Source organism: Chryseobacterium sp. c4a (assembly GCF_009900745.1).
Taxonomy (GTDB): domain Bacteria; phylum Bacteroidota; class Bacteroidia; order Flavobacteriales; family Weeksellaceae; genus Chryseobacterium.
In genome coordinates this window covers 97,478-118,162 of the sequence record NZ_WXVU01000013.1, presented here as the reverse complement: position 1 = coordinate 118,162, position 20,685 = coordinate 97,478, and the positions used below count along the sequence as shown (strand labels likewise).

The 20,685-nt window shown below is 34.6% G+C and carries 20 protein-coding genes and 1 tRNA gene; 7 read left to right on the top strand and 14 right to left on the bottom strand.

Annotation, left to right across the window (positions count from 1 at the left end; all coding sequences use genetic code 11):
* Positions 1–229: 229 nt before the first annotated feature.
* Positions 230–619, bottom strand: coding sequence for a VOC family protein (locus tag GTR01_RS16675; protein WP_160138925.1), 390 nt, complete (start codon positions 617–619; stop codon positions 230–232).
* 286 nt (positions 620–905) lie between these two features.
* On the opposite strand from GTR01_RS16675, the gene deoD reads away from it, so the two are divergent.
* On the top strand, positions 906–1,616 hold the full coding sequence (gene deoD, locus GTR01_RS16670) for a purine-nucleoside phosphorylase (RefSeq protein WP_123908932.1): 711 nt from the start codon (positions 906–908) through the stop codon (positions 1,614–1,616).
* Positions 1,617–1,683: 67 nt separating this feature from the next.
* Here the strand turns inward: deoD and GTR01_RS16665 are convergent, their stop codons facing one another.
* The 4 genes from GTR01_RS16665 to GTR01_RS16650 form a co-directional block, all read right to left on the bottom strand.
* Entirely contained in the window at positions 1,684–2,469 is a 786-nt protein-coding gene (locus tag GTR01_RS16665; RefSeq protein ID WP_160138924.1) for a TatD family hydrolase, read from the bottom strand.
* A 189-nt stretch (positions 2,470–2,658) separates the two neighbouring features.
* Positions 2,659–3,717, bottom strand: coding sequence for a hypothetical protein (locus GTR01_RS16660; protein ID WP_160138923.1), 1,059 nt, complete (start codon positions 3,715–3,717; stop codon positions 2,659–2,661).
* Between the two features lie 249 nt (positions 3,718–3,966).
* Positions 3,967–4,617: a hypothetical protein gene (locus GTR01_RS16655; RefSeq protein WP_160138922.1), complete on the bottom strand. Its 651-nt coding sequence runs from the start codon at positions 4,615–4,617 to the stop codon at positions 3,967–3,969.
* Entirely contained in the window at positions 4,610–5,329 is a 720-nt protein-coding gene (locus GTR01_RS16650; RefSeq protein ID WP_160138921.1) for a DUF434 domain-containing protein, read from the bottom strand. The genes GTR01_RS16655 and GTR01_RS16650 overlap by 8 nt, the downstream gene beginning before the upstream one ends.
* A gap of 252 nt (positions 5,330–5,581) precedes the next feature.
* On the opposite strand from GTR01_RS16650, the gene GTR01_RS16645 reads away from it, so the two are divergent.
* Both GTR01_RS16645 and GTR01_RS16640 read left to right on the top strand, forming a co-directional pair.
* A complete protein-coding gene (locus GTR01_RS16645; RefSeq protein WP_228452263.1) occupies positions 5,582–6,436 on the top strand; it encodes a hypothetical protein in 855 nt (284 codons plus the stop codon).
* Between the two features lie 118 nt (positions 6,437–6,554).
* Positions 6,555–7,394: a DUF4822 domain-containing protein gene (locus tag GTR01_RS16640; RefSeq protein WP_160138920.1), complete on the top strand. Its 840-nt coding sequence runs from the start codon at positions 6,555–6,557 to the stop codon at positions 7,392–7,394.
* Positions 7,395–7,476: 82 nt separating this feature from the next.
* Here the strand turns inward: GTR01_RS16640 and GTR01_RS16635 are convergent, their stop codons facing one another.
* The 9 genes from GTR01_RS16635 to mce form a co-directional block, all read right to left on the bottom strand.
* Positions 7,477–8,523, bottom strand: coding sequence for an MBL fold metallo-hydrolase (locus GTR01_RS16635; protein ID WP_160138919.1), 1,047 nt, complete (start codon positions 8,521–8,523; stop codon positions 7,477–7,479).
* Positions 8,524–8,535: 12 nt separating this feature from the next.
* Positions 8,536–10,116: a Na+/H+ antiporter gene (locus tag GTR01_RS16630; protein WP_160138918.1), complete on the bottom strand. Its 1,581-nt coding sequence runs from the start codon at positions 10,114–10,116 to the stop codon at positions 8,536–8,538.
* A gap of 230 nt (positions 10,117–10,346) precedes the next feature.
* Positions 10,347–11,036, bottom strand: coding sequence for a hypothetical protein (locus tag GTR01_RS16625; protein WP_160138917.1), 690 nt, complete (start codon positions 11,034–11,036; stop codon positions 10,347–10,349).
* A 93-nt stretch (positions 11,037–11,129) separates the two neighbouring features.
* The gene (locus GTR01_RS16620) at positions 11,130–12,881 is read right to left on the bottom strand and encodes an alkaline phosphatase D family protein (protein WP_185155142.1); all 1,752 of its coding nucleotides are present in this window, start codon (positions 12,879–12,881) and stop codon (positions 11,130–11,132) included.
* 229 nt (positions 12,882–13,110) lie between these two features.
* Positions 13,111–13,929 (bottom strand): FkbM family methyltransferase, encoded by an 819-nt coding sequence (locus GTR01_RS16615; RefSeq protein ID WP_160138915.1) that lies wholly within the window; start codon positions 13,927–13,929, stop codon positions 13,111–13,113.
* A 319-nt stretch (positions 13,930–14,248) separates the two neighbouring features.
* Complete coding sequence (locus GTR01_RS16610; RefSeq protein ID WP_160138914.1) at positions 14,249–14,965, bottom strand: SinI family restriction endonuclease; 717 nt, start codon at positions 14,963–14,965, stop codon at positions 14,249–14,251.
* A gap of 25 nt (positions 14,966–14,990) precedes the next feature.
* Positions 14,991–16,232, bottom strand: coding sequence for a DNA cytosine methyltransferase (locus GTR01_RS16605; protein WP_160138913.1), 1,242 nt, complete (start codon positions 16,230–16,232; stop codon positions 14,991–14,993).
* 240 nt (positions 16,233–16,472) lie between these two features.
* A tRNA-Ile gene (locus GTR01_RS16600) sits at positions 16,473–16,546 on the bottom strand.
* 62 nt (positions 16,547–16,608) lie between these two features.
* Positions 16,609–17,007: a methylmalonyl-CoA epimerase gene (gene mce, locus GTR01_RS16595; RefSeq protein ID WP_160138912.1), complete on the bottom strand. Its 399-nt coding sequence runs from the start codon at positions 17,005–17,007 to the stop codon at positions 16,609–16,611.
* Between the two features lie 93 nt (positions 17,008–17,100).
* Between mce and rbfA the strand changes: the two genes are divergently transcribed.
* From rbfA to GTR01_RS16575, 4 genes are all read left to right on the top strand, one after another.
* A complete protein-coding gene (gene rbfA, locus GTR01_RS16590; RefSeq protein WP_160138911.1) occupies positions 17,101–17,460 on the top strand; it encodes a 30S ribosome-binding factor RbfA in 360 nt (119 codons plus the stop codon).
* Between the two features lie 3 nt (positions 17,461–17,463).
* Positions 17,464–18,669: an ABC transporter permease gene (locus GTR01_RS16585; protein ID WP_160138910.1), complete on the top strand. Its 1,206-nt coding sequence runs from the start codon at positions 17,464–17,466 to the stop codon at positions 18,667–18,669.
* Between the two features lie 49 nt (positions 18,670–18,718).
* Positions 18,719–19,816 carry an endonuclease gene (locus GTR01_RS16580; RefSeq protein WP_160138909.1) on the top strand — a complete coding sequence of 366 codons (1,098 nt, stop codon included), beginning with the start codon at positions 18,719–18,721 and terminating at the stop codon, positions 19,814–19,816.
* 64 nt (positions 19,817–19,880) lie between these two features.
* Entirely contained in the window at positions 19,881–20,618 is a 738-nt protein-coding gene (locus GTR01_RS16575; protein ID WP_160138908.1) for a shikimate dehydrogenase family protein, read from the top strand.
* The last annotated feature ends 67 nt before the right edge of the window (positions 20,619–20,685 follow it).

The following is a 20,685-nucleotide window of genomic DNA, read 5'->3' as shown; positions in this document are numbered from 1 at the left end:
TATATGCCCTTTAGTTTGTAAACTTAATTTCTTTTTACAAACTAAAGGGCACATAGAAAATTGCATAAAAAAATACATAAAATATAATTCACTGTAAATCAATACTTTTCATTACAAATAATACATTTCAAAATATCTTTGTACTTATGTACTTTAATGTTTTCCAACAATAAAAATCTCTTCAAGAGAAAGAGATTGCTTCGTCGCTAGCGCTCCTCGCAATGACAGTTTAAGCAACAATTTCAATGATGTTGTTTTCTGGATCGAGGATTACACTTTCATAATATCCATCTCCTGTTGTTCGGGGTTCACCTGCAATGGTATAGCCGTCTTTTCTTAAAGTCTCTGTAAGCTCATTTACTTTTTCTTTATTTTCTACTGAAAATGCAATATGGATGATCCCAAATTGTTGGAATTCGTAAGAGTTACTACTTTCTCTAAGATCTGGCTTGGTCATGATTTCAAGTCGGCTGCCATTTTCAAAACTGAGGAAATAGGATTCAAAATTTTTGATTGGATTAATATACTTTTCATTGGAAACTGCTCCAAAATACTTCTCGTAAAATGCTCTGGATCTTTCAAGGTCTTTTACCCAGACTGCAATATGCTCTATTTTCATTTTTTAATTTTAAGAATATTGAATATTGCAAAAGTAGCTGCCAGCACTGAGGTATATCCGCTCTCGGTTATTCTATCTTTGTTCTGTATTTACCTGTTTTTATTTTTATTGCAAAAAGACGGACAAAAGCAAAGATCTTAAAACTCTGGTTTAAAAGACATCAACAAAACATTTATATACAATTATTTACCTGTGATATTCTTATAAAATGGCTTCATCATTTCACTTCTCACAATGATGAGGTCAATATAAAAGTTATTATCTTTGTGCCATTCAAAATTAAATTATGAGTATTCACATCAGTGCAAAAAAAGGAGAAATTGCTAAAGTAGTATTGCAGCCGGGGGATCCGCTTCGTGCACAGTATATTGCTGAAAATTATTTAGAAAATGCAAAACTGGTAAGCAAAACAAGAGGTATCTTTTATTATACAGGTCTTTATAAAGGTAAAGAAATCACTGTAGGAGCTAGTGGAATGGGATTCCCAAGTATCGGGATCTATTCTTTTGAGTTATTTACAGAGTATGAAGTAGATACCATCATCAGAATCGGAACTTGTGGTGCTTACAATACGGATCTTAAACTTTTTGATATTTTAAATATTGAAAATGCAGCCAGCGAAAGTACATATGCTAAATATGCATGGGGAATTGAAGGTGATATTCTTCCTCACCAAGGAAATATCTTCAATACGATCAATGAAACGTCTAAAGAATTATCAATAGATGCTAAAGCGATCAATATCCACAGTAGTGATATTTTCTACAGAAAAGATCCTAATACTCCTGAAATTGCTACAAGATACAACTGTCCTGCAGTAGAAATGGAAGCTTTCGGATTGTTTGCTAATGCTCAGCACTTAGGTAAAAATGCAGCTACTATTCTTACAGTAACTGATATTATACCAACTCATGAGAAAATCTCTGCTGACGAAAGAGAAACAGCATTGAAACCTATGATGGAATTGGCTTTAGAGTCTGCCATCAAGAGTTTATAAGAAAAGATAAAAGGATTAACCTTTCAACAATAAAAAAAGAGCTTTACTGTATCAGTAGAGCTCTTTTTTATAGTCTGAAAAACTTCTTGGCAGTTTCTGTCGTTTCATCTGCAACTTCTGAAATGCTGATCTTCTTCAGATGGGCAATCGTCTGGGCCACATAAGGGAGGAATGACGGTTCATTTCGTCTGTTCTGCACCCTCGGCATATTCTTCGGAAGCATGAATGGAGCATCAGTCTCAATCATCATTCTGTCCAGCGGAACATATCGGATCACTTCTTCTAACTGTTTAAATCTTTTTTCATCGCTGATAGCTCCGGTAAAGCCTAAATAAAATCCTTTGTCCAGATATACTTTTGCTTCATTTAATGTTCCGGTAAAACAGTGAACCACCGCTTCCGGTAATCGGGAAAGATAATCATCTGTAATTTCATTAAATTTTTTAAATGCTGACCTCTCGTGAAGGAAAAGTGGTTTATCAACTTCTATTGATAATTCTAACTGAGCTTTATAGCATTTTTCCTGAACGGGTCTTGGAGAAAAATCGCGATCAAAATCCAATCCACATTCGCCTACTGAAATGACGTGATCCTGTTTTAATAGCTTTCTCAGCTCGTTAATGCTTTCATGATTAAAAGATTTTGCATCATGCGGATGAATTCCTGCTGTTGAAAATAAAACATCAGGATAATCTTCTGCTATTTCTGCTGATTCTTTGCTTCCACGAACGCTTGTTCCGGTAAGGATCATATAATCTACGCCATTATCTAATGCGCGATTAATAATTTCTTCTTGTTCATTGTAGAACTGTTTATTGGTCAGGTTAATGCCAATATCAATGTATGTATTCATTTGTTTTAATTTTTTGTGTTATTGTTTATAGGCTGGAAGATGGAAGAACGAAGATGGAAGTTACTTTCAGTCATATCACTACTTATCATCAGTATAAAAGTTCTTGAAAAATATAATAAAGAACGTAATAATCGTTTAATGACATCCTTAACTTCCTTCTTCCAGCTCCTAGCTTCCAGCCTTTTAATTCTATTTTGCCCGGGTTACAATTTCCCAGTTTTCGTTTTCTTTTGGATTAGATTCTTTTGTCATGACAAGTCTGAAGTTGAGTTTTCCTTTATCTTTATTAGTGAAAATATAGAAGGACAGATTTTCTGCTTTAGCTTCATCTTCTGAAATTTTATGAGTCAGGTAATAATTCTGAATAACGGAAAGATCCTTCTGAAGGTATCCATTTGTATTTTTAGCTAAAAAACTCAGAAACTGTTTGCCTTTCTCTCCAATAGATTTCTGGCTTGTATCTGCGGTTTTATAAGTTCCTTCAAAAATTATCACCAAATTATCACATCCTGACAATTCTGCTGAGGCTTCAAAATCATTTGATGCATACTTTTCTTCTATCGTTTCGGTATAATTATGTCGGTCTATACTTCTGTGATGTTCAGAACTTGGATTAAAGATCTTTTTATCTTTCCATTTCGCCAGAGAACAACTGGTGAGATAAGATTCTTCGAAGACATTTCCATCTTTATAAATAAAAGAAAGTTCTGTAGATTCCAGACTGTCTATCGGCTTATCGTAAGAACGGTAGTTCTGTTGTGCTGTAGCTTTTAGTTTTCCGCCTTCATAGGAAATTCCGTCCAGAACGTTGTATGAAAAAGGAGCAGATTCCTGTATTTCATGCCTTTGGCTTATTTTATGGTCTTTTCCCATAATGATATATAAAATCTCGGAATTGGTATTGGCATTTCCGCCCAGCATTCCTTCGGAGTTTCTTTCTATGATATAATCTGTGATTCCGTCATTATTAAAATCATCAGAAGCTATTGTATGGAAAGTCACTGTATATGGATCTTCATCATTACGAAAAGAGACCGTATAATTTTTATAATCTATTTCTTTAGGTTTCTCATTGCCTATTTCTTCATCCAGTAATACTTTCAGAATGTCAAAGTCTTTTTGTGATTCTGTATTGGGAGCAGCTTTTACAGCAGTTAATGAATCTTTCTTTTCACCAGGCTTTCCGTTTTCTTTTCCTTTACAGGAGAACAATGCCAATGCAAACGCTGAAAGTAAAATATATTTCATAATCATAGTTTTTATTTTTTGGTCAGATTACATCCGAAATATGAGGACAAAATTAATCATAATGTACGCAATCTTTTTACGCAGTGGGAAAATATTAGTTAAATAGGCTGGAAGCTAGGAGTTGGAAGAAGGAAGTTATCAATGTCATAGGATGAATTCTATTTCTTTTATCATTCCTTAAAAAATTATAAAAAGTTTCGGAGCAAAAAGTAACTTCCAGCCTCCTTCTTCCAACTTCCAACTTTTATTTTATTCATTGATAAATTTTTCAAGAAATCCTATCAGTTTTTTTCCTCCATGGCTCCAACGGATTCCGTGGCCTTCTTTTTCTCTGACTTCAAAGACCAGTTCATGCTTATAATGAAAGAAAACATTCCACCAGGTTCTGTTGTCTAAGATATATTGAACTTTCATCATTACTTTCTCCTGTTTCTGCTGATTATTTCCTTTGACTTCGCCCCAGAAGTTATCTTCCATTCTTCCTGTATGTTTTTCCCAGGCACGTTGGCCAATGGTAATATCGTCGTTAAAAGGTTCTTGGCAGGCTTTAATCAACATTGAGTTTAGGGGTGGAACTGCCCTTTCATCACGAATGCTTGCAGAAGTCAGTCTTTGCCCTAAAATAATCAGCCAATTTTCAAATGGAATACTTTCCAACTGCGCTGCTTTCACCTCATCTGTTTCATTAGTATTGAAAATGTTGATAAACTGATTAAAGATCTTTTTTCTGTTAATCTTGACTTCTTCATTAAAATACGGAAGGTTATACTCCAGAATGTTATCCTGAAATTTTTGAATATTCTCCGACAGAGCCTTTAGATGGTCTTCTGTTAAAACAGCCTGATATTTTCCCTTCCAATCAGCTGAAATCCATGGAATATACTCATCAAACTTATTCATCGTAACATTGTATCAGATTAACAGACAGGTTTTCTTCTTCGATAAGATAACTTATAAGATTAAACCATTCTTTACAATGATCCAGAATCCAGGCATCTGAAGAAATAATTATTGCAGAGCTTTCTGCCAAAAACTTATCCGGACTAAATTCTAATTCTGCCTCCCAGTTAAGTTGATTTTCCATCGCAACATCAACAACAATCTGCTTAATTCTTCCGCTATTGGAAACCGGCCGGTCAAAAATCCATACTAATTTCTGAACCTGGCTCTTTTGAAAAAATGCACTCACAAGCTCTATGGCTCTCTGAGTCTGGTTAACTCTCTTATACGTCCCATGAACACCGGAGAGATCTCGAAAGCAGCCATCAACCCCTTCAAAAATATAGGCTTCTGACAATAAACTTTCCAACAGGATTAATACATTGAAGCCATCAAGGTAAACAGTTTTATTTTTCAGATCCGAAATTTTCAGCTGTTTCTTCTTTCTGTCATGAATTTGCCCTTCTGATGCCGATGCCCCACGCAAGACTTGTATCTGTCGTGTTTTCAATCGGTATCTGTTTCCAATAAGATCAGATGCCGCTTTTTCTGCATACCCTCTTGTGAGTAAATACTGCATATCCTGAACAGCCAGTTTCAGTTTACTGATCTGTTTTTCTGAACCGAACAATGCATCATCGCCTGTATTTTTTCCGCGGTTTCTGTTATTCATACTCAAAAATAGAACTTTTAGAGATAAGATTCTTTACAACGATCTTCTAAATACAGAAACTTTAAACACTAATATCAAAGGAAAAGCTAAAAGATAATTAACCACAAAAGTTTTTGAAAATTTTTGATTTTCATATTTGTAGCCATCTGTGTGATCTGTGAGAAGCTTTACCATCTGCATCTTTATGATCTGTGAAAGAATAGTTTTTTCATAAAGCAGTTTGTTGTACTTTTATAGAAAATGCACAAAGCCATGAAAATAAATAACCCGTTTTTGTTTGTATTACTATGCTTCACTCTTTGTCTGCTAAGCTGTGAAAATAAAACGAAAGAAAAAATTATTAACCTTGCAGGTCTTGGCAAAGGTCAGGAAACCTTGAAGAATATCGATAATTTTGATAAAGACACTAAAACACTTCATGTACTTGTTGCTTTATGTGATAATAAATACCAAGGCATTGTTCCTGTTCCCGAAAAAATAGGAAATGGGCAGGATCCTGATCAAAACTTATATTGGGGAGCGGCTTATGGAGTTCGGACTTACTTTAAAAAGAGCAAGGACTGGAAGCTTTTAAAATCTGAAAAAAAGGATTCAATAAGAATGGAAAGGCTTATTTTTCAACATACCTCAAAGAAAAATTATTATCTGGTTGCTGATGCTTATGATGGGCAATATATCAAAAACTGTACAAAAGATTTTTTCTACAGCAATTCAGGACAAATGAAAGATGTACTTTCAGTGAATAATACCAAAATTGGACTTTACGGAAATGCTAAACTTGTGTCTTATGTGGGACATGACGGATTGATGGATTTCCAACTGTCTGAATCTTTTAAAAATACGGATAATCAGACAAGAGATTGTATTATTCTGGCCTGTTACAGCAAACGATTTTTCGCACCATTATTACTGGAAACCAAATCTAATCCTTTAGTTTGGTCAAGTCATTTGATGGCTCCCGAAGCTTATATTCTGCATGATGCTTTAACAGGTTATCTCAACAATGAGTCGGGTGAACAAATCAGAAGCAGAGCGGCATTGGCCTATTCAAAATACCAGAAATGCAGTGTAAAAGCAGCAAGAAATCTTTTGGTGACAGGCTGGTAATATGATATTAGTTAACTTATTACAAGATCGGTTATATTTTTTACAACAAAAGAGATATTTCATACAACAGTTTTAACCCGCAATAGGGATAAGTTTGCAAATACTTAAAAATACCCTTATGAATACACTGAAAAAACTATGTTATTTGTCTGCAGCGATACTTTTATCTGCTCCTTTCGTTTCATGCTCCAGCGATGATAACGAAATTATTATTGAGCAACAGACTCCCTCGCAGGTTCTATCTTCTACTCCATGGGAAACTACGGGAGCTAAAGATAAAAACGGTGCTAATGTAGCATTAACGGATGCCAGCGTAGCTGGTTATGTAGGATTTGCTTACTTTAAAGCAGATGGGAACTTTGCTATTTACAGTTTAACTGATGTATTAAGATCAAGAGGAACATGGTCTGTAGATGCTCAGGGAAAGACGAGAACAATTGCTGCTTTAAATCCGGATGGAACAACGATTTTTACTCGTGATGTTGAAATTCTTGTTTTAAACAAAAATGAATTCACATACAGAATCTGTCCTAATGCGGCTGATCTATCTGTTTATTATGATATTATCCATACAAGAACTGCTCATGCAGAGCCTAAAAACGGACAGCTTACACTGGCTTCTACTCCATGGAAAACTACAGGTGCTAAAGATAAAAGCGGAGCCGATGTTGCTTTAGATAATTCAAGTGTAGCCGGGTATGTAGGATATTCTTACTTCAAAGCTAATGGAACTTTTAAAATCTTCGGATTGAATGATTTATTGAGATCAGAAGGGACATGGTCTATTTCTCCAGACGGAAAAACAAGAACCCTTACAACTCCAACATTCACACGCGTTGTAGATATTCTTGTTCTGAATGAAACGACATTTACCTACAGAATTACCCCTGATGCTACTAATCCATCTGTATTCTATGATATTATTCACACGAAGGATTCTCACAAGGAACCTCAATAGTGATTATTTTTTTGATAATAAGGAAAACCTGCTCAGTGATGGGCAGGTTTTAATTTTCTTCGCTAAGTATATGTATTTTATTCTACCAGTATTCTTCCCACCATTTTTTCCAGGTTACATTTTCTAATTGATTGAGATCTACTTTTTCCCCTATAATGGGTAAAGTAATCGGCTGATTATTGTCTTCTGCATTTTTAGCGGCTAATTCTATTGGTTCAAACCACGGATGCTGTGCAAGCTTGAATTTTGAATGATGGACGGGGATAAAATTTTTCGCTTTTAATTCTTGTATTTCTCCAATAAGCTGATCCGGCAATGTGTGAATGTACGGCCATTTTTCGTTGTATTGTCCGCATTCCATTATGGCAAGATCAAATGGCCCATATTTATTTCCAATTTCGGCAAAATGGTTTCCATAGCCGCTATCACCGCCCAAAAATAGATTTTTAGTTGGGGTCTTCAGGACGAAGGAAGTCCAAAGAGAAATATTTCTGTTCAGCAGCCTTCCGGAAAAATGTCTTGCCGGAGTCAATGTAATTCTAAAACCATCCGCAATATCAATACTTTCCCACCAGTTTTTTTCAATGATTTTTTCAGATTCCCAACCCCAGTATTCAAAGTGCTGCCCTGTTCCCAATCCACAAATTACTTTTCCTACTCGATCTTTTAATTCCTGTACCGTTTTATAATCCAGATGATCCCAGTGATCGTGGGAAATCAAAAGAAAGTCTATATCCGGTATATGTTCGGGTTTATAATAGTCTGCGCCTTGAAATGCTTTTATAGATCCGGGCATTGGCGAAGCATTTCCACTAAAAACAGGGTCTATTAGGAACTTTTTGCCATCAATTTGTATAAAATAGGAGCTGTGCCCAAACCATACCAGAACATTTTCTTCCGGTGAAAGATTTTTTAGATCTGTGATAACAAAAGGAAGTGCTGATTTTGGTGAAGTATTTTCTACTTTACACAAACTGTTAAGAAGGGCTTTGGTCATACTTTCACCCTCTAATAAAGCTGGTGTAATCAATATATTTTGAAATCTCCCATTAGCATAATTGGGAAGTGTACTGAAGTATTCTTTTCTTTTTTCATCAGGAAACTGCCCGAGTTGTTTTACTAAATTCATTGCTTTATTTTTTTACATTCTGAGCCTTTCTTCTTCAAGATCCAGCCTGGTTAGATAATGTCTTATATATTCTTCGTCGATATTTGGATTGCGTCTGTTTTCTTCGCGAAGCCAGATGCGTTGTTGTTCCAGTGTTTCAAAATAAATTTCTTTAGCCTCATCAGACATCTTATGCACTGAATTTTCTTTGTCTTCCTGCTCCCATCGATCCATCAATTTATTGAAATATTCATTTTCACTTCGTCTTTCTTTATAGTTTTCATGAAGATAATTGAGGGCAATACGGCGCATTCCTCTTCTTAAAAAATGTTCTGATTCGTCTTCAGACATATATTCTCCTCCGGTATCAGACAAGTGAAGTTTCTTGATCAAAGCGGGTAATGTAAGTCCCTGAATAATAAGGGTTGCCAAAATTACAATAAAAGTAATGAAAAGAATAAGATCACGATGAGGAAAAGGCTGCCCGTTTTCCATCACTACAGGGATTGATAGGGCTGCGGCTAATGAAACCACACCACGCATCCCCGTCCAGCTCATCAGTATAGGAGCTTTCATTCCCGGATCTCTATCGGCAACATTAATAAAATTTCTCATAATCATTGTCACAAAAACAGCCCCAAAAGAGGATAGAAAACGTACGATAATCAGGACTGCTGTAATCAGTAATCCATACATGATTGCATCTGAAAGAGCTATTCCTTCTTTATTCAGCCCTACCATAATTTCCGGTAAGTCTAAGCCGATCAATAGAAACACAATTCCGTTAATCAGGAATACGAAACTTTCCCATACATTGGAACCTTTAAGCCGTGATTCTGAAGTTCTGAAAATTTCATGTCTTCGGATGGAGAGAAACAATCCGCCACTCACCACCGCCAATACTCCAGAAGAATGAACTTCTTCAGCAGCAATGTACATTACATAAGGTGCTACCAAGCTAAGGATAGCATCCATATTAACATCGGTTGGAAATATTTTTTCAATTTTAAGAAAGATAAATGCCAACACAAGGCCGATTCCCAATCCTCCGAATACCATCCATCCAAAGCTTACCACTGCATCCTGCCAGATAAACTGTCCGGTTGCTACGGCTACCATAGCAAATCTAAAAATGATAAGTGAGGAAGCATCGTTGAACAAGCTTTCACCTTCTAAAACAGTAGACAAATTTTTAGGAACTTTTACAAATTTCAAAATAGCACCTGCACTCACTGCATCTGGTGGAGAAACAATTCCTCCCAATACAAAACCTAACGCTAATGAAAACCCGGGAATATATGAATTGGCTACAAAAGCGACTGATATCGCGGTAAGAAATACAACAATAAAAGCAAAGCTGGTAATGATCCGCCTCATCTTCCAAATTTCCTTCCATGAAACAGCAAAAGCGGCTTCGTATAATAATGGTGGCAGGAAAATGATAAAAATAAGTTCAGGGTCAATTTTAATGGGTGGTAACCCGGGAATAAAACTGATAAGGAGACCAGCAATCACCAATATAATGGGATAAGCAACTCTTAAACGATTCGCCAGCATAATGGCTCCAATAATGACAAGAACCAGTCCGAGATAATATATAAAATTCTCCACCATTTGTTTTTCAATTAATTGTGTGAATCTAATTTATATATTTTTTGAGAAATATGATTTGTTTTTTTATCTGGTTTTCAATTCGAACAGAAAAAGAAGTGTAGATTAAACACATTAAGGAAATTGATGTTCGCTAACAGGATAATTCTTAATGTTGATTTTTCCTTGTGACATGACTTTGTGATTTATTTTGATGAAAGCAGGAAAACGGATACATTTTACAGTTTGTTTTCCTATTTTTTTACAACCAGGAACATCAATCCGAAACTGATTAATAATATAATACCTAATATAACAGCTGCTTCGCCTATGTGCTTAAGATACCTATTCCTGTCAAAGGTAAATTTTTCGGGATGAATACTGAATTCTTCAAATACAACAGGATCTATTCTCAAATCGGGTCTGAAGCGGGCAATTCCTTCGATAAATCGGGCTCGCAGCGCTCTTGAATTTTTAATGTAATACATACTTCCAAGGTGTGTTCCATCAAACATTATTTGAGTTTCATTATGGTCTATTCCTACAGTGAGTATCCATGTTTTGCGTTCTTTCGATATATACACTTCATAATCATCTGAAAGATAAGATGGCCCCAACTGACTGTAAAGCACATCATCTATGCTTCCATCTTTTTTATAAAAATGAATTCCTTTATCATCTACTATTATTTTCCTGATAGCTACAGCCATATTCTTTCTCATATAACGGAAAATCCGATACATCGCAACAGCCCAAACAGGATAATATAATATAGCAATGAGCACAAGTATCTTCACACTGTCTGATATTAAAAAGGGAAGCACAGCAAGTACTATAAACATCGCCAGCAACAATGCTCCTCCGGAAATATTTATCAGCCATGTCATTATCCGGCTAGGTTTGGAAACTAATGGTAAAAATTGTTTTGTAAAATTCTCTTGCATCTGTTTAATATACGGAAAAAATGAGAATAAAAAAAGCTCCAGTTGTTCCCTGAAGCTCTGTACAAAATTGAAAATAAGATATGTTCTTTAAAACTATGAGATTGTATATTTTTTTTCTGTTGTCACATTATAAACATCGGAAATTACATTGTCTACAAACCTCCATTCTGCGTCTGAACTTCCGGCTGTAAATTTCACATGCAGATATCCTCTTTTATAAAGGTTGGCATAATCCAAATCATCAATCAGTGCTGAAAAAGCTTGAGCCAATGCAATCGCCTGGGTAGGATCTGAAGTGATCCCAAGATAGCCTTCAAGACCTGGTGAGGAAACGGAGCTGCAAGCCAATTCGGTTCCAATGAACTTTCCTTGTGCATTGGTTAATTTTCCTAACCAAGCATTGTGTGTATCACCTGCTAATACAACAATATTTTTACCGGCAAGGAGGGAATATAATTGTTCTCTTTCCATGAAATATCCGTCCCAGGCATCAAGATTATAAGGTAAAGTGGTCGTTATTCTTGCTATTTCCTGCGGTGTAAGTGCCGGATCTTGCTTTTTATATCTTTCTTTGATAACGATCAGCTGCCCAATTGTATTTTGTAAAGCCTGCATCGTAGCTGGTTGTGCACTTCCAAGCTTTTTTATTTCTGCTAAAATCTGATTGAGAAGCATCAATAATTCTGCAGGCACCATCATTTTGGTCATCAGAATCTGCTGTCCCAATACTTTCCATTTTGCGGTATCTGCATTGATTTGAGAACCTAACCAAGTCATTTGTTCACTTCCAATCAATTTTCTGTTGGGATCTAAAAATGCAGTTTTAAATTTCACCTGATCAAAGTTTCCAGCAGCATCTAAATAATCCGAATACTCCAACTGTTTATCTCTTGCTATCACTCTGGTATCCATCATATAAAGGGAAACAATATTTCCGAAGTTGAAGCTTCTGTAGATTCTGAGATCTTTTCCTGTTTTAAGAGGAACATATTCGCTGTATGCCTGAAATGCAGCTTTTTTTCTCAATTCAAAGTCTCCTTCATCCGGCTGATGGTTCTCTGCTCCGGATTTGTAGGTATCGTTGGCAAATTCATGGTCATCCCATACGCAGATAAAAGGCTTTTTCTGGTGGGCTAACTGAAGGTTTTTATCACCTCTGTATTGTCTGTATCTTTCTCTGTAGTCGTCCAGATTCAGGATTTCTTTAGCTGGCTTATGAGCTCTTCCAAGTTGATTCGTGTATGGATTGGTTCCATATTGCCCCGGTGCATATTCATAGATATAATCTCCAAGATGTACTACTACATCAGCTTCAGATTTGGCAACCGCTCCATATACATTGAAAAGCCCTGCAGGAAAATTGGAACATGATACCACCGCCATTTTCACATCATTTACAGAATCTGTTTTAGAGGGTAATGTAATGGTCTCACCTATTACACTGGATTCTTTCGTTTTAAGGTTATAGAATCTGTAGTAATATTTGGTATTGGACGGAATATTCTGTACATCTACCGCTACAGTAAAGTCATTGGTTGCTGATGCATTAGCATTTCCTCTTCTTAAAATCTCAGAGAAATTGCTGTTTTTACTTATTTCCCATGTAATTTCTGCATTTGTTCCTCCGGAATATCTTGTCCATATAATAACTCCCGTTGCTGTAGGATCAAAACTGGCTACTCCAGTATCAAAACCTGCATTTTTAAGATCATCAGGAGCTTTTCCATTGTCAGTAAAATCATCATCACTACAGCTTATAATCAGAGGAGCAATAAGAAGTCCTCCGGCAGCCAACAGTGAATTTTTTAGGAATCTTCTTCTGTTAAGATGATTATTATTTTCCATCATTACTTTTTTCTGCAAAGCAACGGGATCTGGAGAAGAAGGCTGTTAACTGAGTTTTAATTATTCTTTACGCTTTTTTTAAACATATGTTTAACATAATATTTTCTGAAGTTTTAAAGTTAAAAACCATTAAATATTTTGTTATTTCTAGAAAGTGTACCTTATTAAAACTAGAATCTATGTTTATATTTAATCACAATCAATACCAGCAAAAAAGAGTATTTATTGATTACTTTTTTGTGGCAAAAATCATTTTCAGCCCATCAACAGAACCAGGAGATAGTACTTTAAAACCAAAAGGTAACAAATCCTCTTTTAACTGATCTATTGTATAGGGATCATGCAGCTCTATAATGATATGGTCTACTTTTCTAAGCCACTCATTATTCTCCTTTAAAAGGAACTGTTCCAACCCTTCAATATCTATTTTTAATAAATCAATATGAGCTATTCCCAGCATATTCATATAAGTGATCATACTATAGGATTTTACCGGACTTCCCTTCTCTGCAGCTGTATCTGAAATTCTAAAATTATAGGATAAATCAGGGGAAGAAAGAAATACAGTTCCGTCTTTAGTATCAATAGCAGCATGTTCAGCAATGATATTCTTGGAGAAAGAGATGTTTTTCTCCAATATTGTATAGTTCTCTCTTTCAGCTTCCAGAGCATATATTTTGGCATGAGGATACTGTAGGGCAAAAAATACAGATGTAAATCCTACATTCGCTCCCAGATCTACTATAATACTGTGACCTGATGTAAAAAGTTCTTTTGGAATCTGATAGGTTCTTCTCCAGAAAATTTCATAAAATATATCAATATCACCTGAGTATGTTCTGATATGAATGGGAATATTTCTTTCTGATAAGACAAGATTATATGCGATAACCTCTTTATTTTCTTTTCCAAAAAAATTATTCTTTTTAAACTCTGAACTATATTTTTTAGAATTTTTTATAAATGCCAAAGCTTGAGAGAAAGAAGGACTGATCTTAAAACAAAAGATAGCCTTAGAAAGAATTGTACTTAGTTTATTGATAAACATAATTTAGATATTGCTGGTTTCAATTGGTATAATCAATGTCTGAAAAAACAATGTAAACCATTATTTTCTGAAGTTCCGCAAATATAATCATTCATACTTATATAAAATAGACTGGACAATGAAGCTTTCATCTATTTTGTCTAAGTTTACCATAAGAAAATAAGATGATTTCAAACTATTATTGAGTTTTTTTGATAATATGCTTAGAGCAGAAACTATAAATAAAAAAGCACTCTAAGTAAAGTGCTTTTCTGTTGTTCCATTTAAGGTTATATCTTATTCTAATAATGGATAGAGTTTACAATACCTGGCAATAAAATTATTTTTTTACATGCACTAATTCAGGATTATCTTTTAAAGTCTTGACCACAAACTCTCTGAATCCTTCTTCACTAATATCTTTTGCTCCGGTTTTAGTTTTCAAGGCATCCCAATTAAAGGTATTTTCTTTTTTTGAAAATCTTCTATACCATTTTTCAATCTCAGTTCCATTTCTAACTCTTGAAGAAGAACTATTTTCTGAATTATCACTATTTTTAACTTGCAACAATTCTCCTGTAGCTTTGCAAAAATCGACTGCATCAATACTGCTTCCCCAACAACAAAACCATCCTAGTGGTTTCAGTTTTTCACATAGATATTCTTCCAACAAGTCTCCAATTACATTTTCAACCGACATTAAAAAAGAGTGGCCGTACACAATTTTATCAATCTCTTCATCGGTTGAATTTTGAAATGTATTTTTCAAAACTATTTCTTGAATTGGATCAGGAAATGTTCCAGAAGGATTAGCTTTTCTTACAGAAGTCCTATTATTATAAGCTTTTATATACTTATCAGCGTATCTCTTTGTATATTCCTTTACTGAAACGCCTTCTTTACCAAGCGGTTTGAATGTGGGTAAGTTCCTTGCATCTTTAATCGCAACAGAAAGAACTATTTTTAAATCATTATAATATACTTCATCTTTGTATACTTCTTCTAAATATTCTAATGATTTTTCTAGGCTTTCATCGAATGTTATCTGTGGATCCATGGCTTTTTGAGCCAAAGTAGGAATATTATATTTTATTAGCAAATAAATTCCTTTCTACATTCTTAAACATACTGGTTATGAAATCCTGATACTTGGTGTTTTTATACTTTGTTTGTTTAAAGTCTGAATAATTATTCTTAATGACATGATTAGAATGATTAATTAGAGTATTCCCTATTGCCTGGCCTAAGCCTGTAGGTACAGCATTCCCAATTTGTTTATATTTATCCAGAGTTTTTCCACTAAAAACCCAATGATCAGGAAACTGTTGTATTATTTTATATTCTTCTACGCTTAATGGTCTGATTTCATCTGGATGGCATAAGTCGGTAGCAGGCATGGCTGGATTTGTAACTAAAGTAGGTGAAGGCTTATTCCAATCTAATCGTCTTAAAAATCCAGTTTTTCCACCTCCTAAATAATAAGCTTTACCAAGCGCTTTAATCTGAAGTTCTTCAGGTAAATTACGCCAGTTTTCTCCACTCTTTAATAATCCATAATAGTAAGCTCTCTCAGGAGAATATTTGATATGTTCTAAAGGATCATTCCCTAAATTATTAATGACTTCATTAATATTAACCCATGGTTTTAAATTCCCAGAAGGAGTTTCTGCATGGGTAGGTTCTAGAAGAGGAACTTTTTCATCACCTAAAGTACCTATAATAACAATTCTCTCTCTTTTTTGCGGAGTTCCGTAATTAGCAGCATTATACAAATCAAAATTAATATTGTATCCTGCTTTCTCTAGTCTTAAAATTATATACAATAATGAAGAGCCCTTAACTTTTAACAACTCATCCGGAATGTTATCTATAATTTCATCACGAATTGGAATTTGTAAAATAGAAGACATTAGCCCCCTTACATTTTCCATTACAAAATATCTAGGACGAATTTTCTCAATGACATCAATAAATTTAAGAAATACGTTTCCCCTTTCATCAGCAAAACCTAATCTTTTACCAGCGGTACTAAAGGCTTGACAAGGAGGGCCACCAACGATTACATCTACCTGATCTTTGTTATCCAAACCGGCATATTCTAGAATTTGATCTATATTATAATTTCTTATATCTCCTATTAATCCTAATTCAGGTTTATTTAAACTAATTGTCCCCCGGCAGTGTTTATCAAACTCGCAGGCTAATAATATATTTAATCCAGCTTCTTCAAGTCCTAAGTCCAAACCTAGTGCTCCTGAGAAAAAAGAAAGGGTATTTAGGGCATCAGCGTTGTAAGAAACTTCACTAATCTTATCTTCAATCATGCGGCAAAATTACTAATAAATTTACACTTTCAATATTTATTTATAGAATCAGAATCTTTCAAATTTTCATTAAAACAGCTCTAATTCGCTCTAAAATAGAATACTATTCTTTTAATAAATCTGCTACATTCAGTTTTAAATCTTTTTCCGTTAATCAGAAGATATTTTTTAAGAAAGGATACTACAAAAACTAAGAAATACGTATAAATAAAAAAAGCACTCAAATAGAGTGCTTTTCTGTGGTCCCACCTGGGCTCGAACCAGGGACCACCTGATTATGAGTCAGGTGCTCTAACCAACTGAGCTATAGGACCTCAAAACTTGGTTAAATTTTGTGTTTGCAAAAATAGTAAAATTTCTTTCACTACAAAATTTTTTATTGCTTTTCTTGGCAAAGTTCTACCAGCACACCGTTTGTGGACTTTGGATGAAGGAAGACAACTAATTTGTTATCAGCACCTTCTTTCGGTTCTTCAGAGATAAATTGAAATCCTTCTTTTTTTAATCTTTTTACTTCTTCCAGGATATTTTCCACCCCAAATGCCAAATGATGGATGCCTTCCCCCTTCTTTTCTATAAATTTTGAGATTGGACTTTCAGGATTACTGGCTTCTAAAAGTTCAATTTTGCTTTCTCCTGTTTCATAGAAAGAAGTTACTACCCCTTCCCTTTCCACCGTTTCTTTTTTATAGGATTCTTTTCCTAACAACTTAGCAAAAAGCTCATCAGATACTCCCAAAGACTTTACTGCAATGCCAATATGTTCTAGCTTCATAAATACTAATAAATATAATTAATTCGTAAATTTGATACTGTGGCTTAATTTCAAAGTATCAATTCAAACAAAAGTACTAAATTTGCATAAATTATGGAAAGTAACAGACAAAGAAAAGTAGCACAGATCATTCAGGAAGACTTCGCAGAACTTTTCCGCAAGCAGGCTGCTGACAGCAAACAAAGTATATTGGTATCCGTTTCAGATGTAAAAGTAACGGCAGATTTGGGTATTGCTAAAATCTATTTAAGTATTTTCCCTCAGGAACACCGTGCTGCGGTAATGAAGGAAATTGAAGAAAACAAACCTCAATACAGAAATTTCATCGGCCAGAAAATGGCAAAACAGGTACGTATCATTCCGCAACTTAACTTTTATTTAGACACCGCTCTAGATGACTTTGAAAAATTGGAAAGAGAATTAAGAGGCGAAGGCGATAATCCTGTTTTATAGATCTTGAAGAATATTGCATTTTACATAGCATCCAGATACCTTTTAGCTAAAAAAGGCAGTACTGCTGTGACCTTTATTACATGGCTTGCAGTAGGAGCTATGACGGTTGCTGTGACTGCAATGTTCGTTATTATCTCTGTGTTTTCAGGACTTGAAGACCTGAATAAAGATTTGATTTCAAATCTCCATGCTGATTTAACTTTAAAAAGCGCTTCAGGTAAAACCATTAAAAACCTGGATCAGGTGAATAAGGTTTTAAGAAGCAATAAAGAAATTGGTAACTACTCCCGTATTATTGAAGAAAAGGTCTATATCAGCTTTAATGGAAAAGGTGATATAGCTTATTTACGGGGTGTAGATTCTGCCTATACAAAGGTAAATCCTATCAACAAAGATATTTTCTATGGAACTTACCCAAGTTTCAAATATTCCAATGAGGTATTGATGGAAAATAGTCTTGATAACAGATTATCCATCCCGGTAGATTCCTCCAATCATTATGCAACGGTCTTTATGCCGAAGCCAGGAACTGGAATCATCAGTAAAGAAGAAGATATCTATAATAAAAGAGATATCCTGGTAACAGGAGTTTTCCCTGGAAAAGACCAGATGGACAACTATATCATCTCTCCTATTGAACTAGCAGAAGAATTATTAACGCTCCCGAAAAATTCAGCTTACCAGATTGTTATTAAATTAAAAAATCCGGAAAATGCTGATGCTGTAAAACAAAATTTACTTTCTTCTTTGGGCAAAAACGTTGAAATAAAAACCAAAGAGGAAGAAAATGCCGCTTTCTGGAAAATGATTAATACAGAAAAGATGTTTATTTATCTGATCTTTGCATTGGTTATTTTCATCACCACCTTTAATCTTGCAGGAGCCATTATTATCTTGCAGCTTGATAAAAAAGAACAGGCAAAATCTCTAATTTCATTAGGCTTTCCTTTAAGCCATCTGAGAATGACCTATTTTTATACCGGAATTCTTATTGTTATTTCCGGAGTTATTACGGGATTAATCTTTGGAACAGCATTATGCTACTTCCAACTTTACACAGAATTCTTCAGAGCCAATGAAGTATTGCCGTTTCCAGTAAAAATAGTTGGTAAAAACTATCTTATTGTAGCGCTTACCGCATCCCTTTTTGGAATTGCTATTTCATGGTTCTTCTCAAAGATCAGCAAAGAGTATATTACTAAAAATTAACACGTTTCAGTTTCATTTTTTTGTACCTTTACGGCCCAATTTTAAAAAAATGAAACGAATTTTATCTTTTTTATTTCTAAGTACTACACTTATTAATATTTTCGCCCAAATACCATTAGGTTATTATAATGGTACAACAGGTTTAACAGGATATACCTTAAAAACAAAGCTTAATCAGATCATCAGCAGTGGAGCTCAAGACAAAGGATATAGTGGATTATGGACAACTTACTACACTTCAGATTTAGATAACTACTATGAAAACAATGGAACTCTATTGGATATGTATTCTGAAAAGCCTGCAGGACCGGATGCTTATGAGTATGTATTAGGAACTAAACAATGTGGTAACGGTAAAAATTATGAAAACTCTTGTTATAATAGAGAACATTCTTTACCTAAAAGATATTTCGGAGGTCAAAATGCTACTCCAATGGCAAACGATGCTCATTTCGTAATTCCTACAGACTATTTTGTCAACAACAAAAGAAGCGATTATCCTTACGGGGAAACAAGTTCACCAACGTGGACATCTACTAATGGATCAAAACTAGGAACCTGTACTTTCCCTGGATATAGTGGAACTATCTTCGAACCAATCGATGAGTTTAAAGGAGACATTGCAAGAATGCAGTTATATTTTGTTACAAGATATGAAGATAGACTTGCCTCTTTCACCCAATTCCAAACTCCATCAAGCCCCTTAGATGGCACTACAGATAGAGGATTACAACAATGGTATCTAAATCTTATGCTAAAATGGGCAGCCCAAGATCCGGTTTCCCAAAAAGAAAGAGACAGAAATGATGCAGTCTATGCAAGACAATCAAACAGAAACCCTTTCATTGATCACCCTGAATGGGTTAATATGATCTGGGGATCTACACTTTCTACAAGTGAAAATAATATAACAAAAAGTACAGAATTCACGATCTACCCTAACCCGATAAAAAACAATGAATTGTTTGTAAGAGGTGAAAATCTTAATAAAATTTCAAAAGCTCAGATCTTTGACCTTTCAGGAAAAGTGATTGAAACCATTGCTAATCCTTTCCAAAATTCAAATAAGATTAACCTTAAAGGTTTAGTGAAAGGTACTTACATCTTAAAAACAGATAATTTCTCTACTAAATTCATCGTAGAATAATTATTATAAAATATTTCAAACTAAAGGCCGGATTTATCCGGTCTTTTTTTATAATTTTGATCGTATGGATTCCAATAAAAAATTAGGATTGATAGGTCGAAATATTTCCTATTCTTTTTCTAAAAAATTCTTCGAAAATAAGTTCCAAAAGCTTATGCTTAAAGGTTTCTCCTACGACATTTTTGATTTGAATGAAATCAATGAAGTTGAAAACCTCTTCTCATCACCCGAATTATTAGGCTTCAATGTTACCATTCCTTATAAAGAACAGATTATCAATTATCTTGATGAATTAAGTGATGAAGCGGAAAAAATAGGAGCAGTGAACTGTGTTTTAATTCAAAATGGTAAAAAAACCGGATATAATACGGATGCTTTTGGTTTTGAGAAGACACTTCTTCTTCATAAAAAACCAACACAGGACAAAGCATTGATCTTAGGAAACGGAGGAGCTGCAAAAGCTGTAAAATATGTTTTAGACAAACATAATATCCCCTCCCAAACCATCTCAAGAAGTACGGAAATCAATTTTGAAAACCTGGATAAAGAAACTGTTCAGAAACATCAGATTATTATCCAGTGTACACCGGTAGGCACATTTCCAAATGTTGAAGATTGCCTAACTTTTCCTTTTGATGCGCTTTCTCCTGAACATTTAGTTATTGATTTAATTTATAACCCCAACTACACGCAATTTATCATCAATGCTTCTGAAAAAGGAGCCAAAACGGTAAACGGTTATTATATGCTTGAACAACAAGCAGAAAAAGCTTGGGAAATTTGGAATTTTCAAAAAAAATAACATAAATTAGTACTTTAATTGGCCTTACAGCTATATTTAAAGGATATTAACGCCACTCACATAAAAG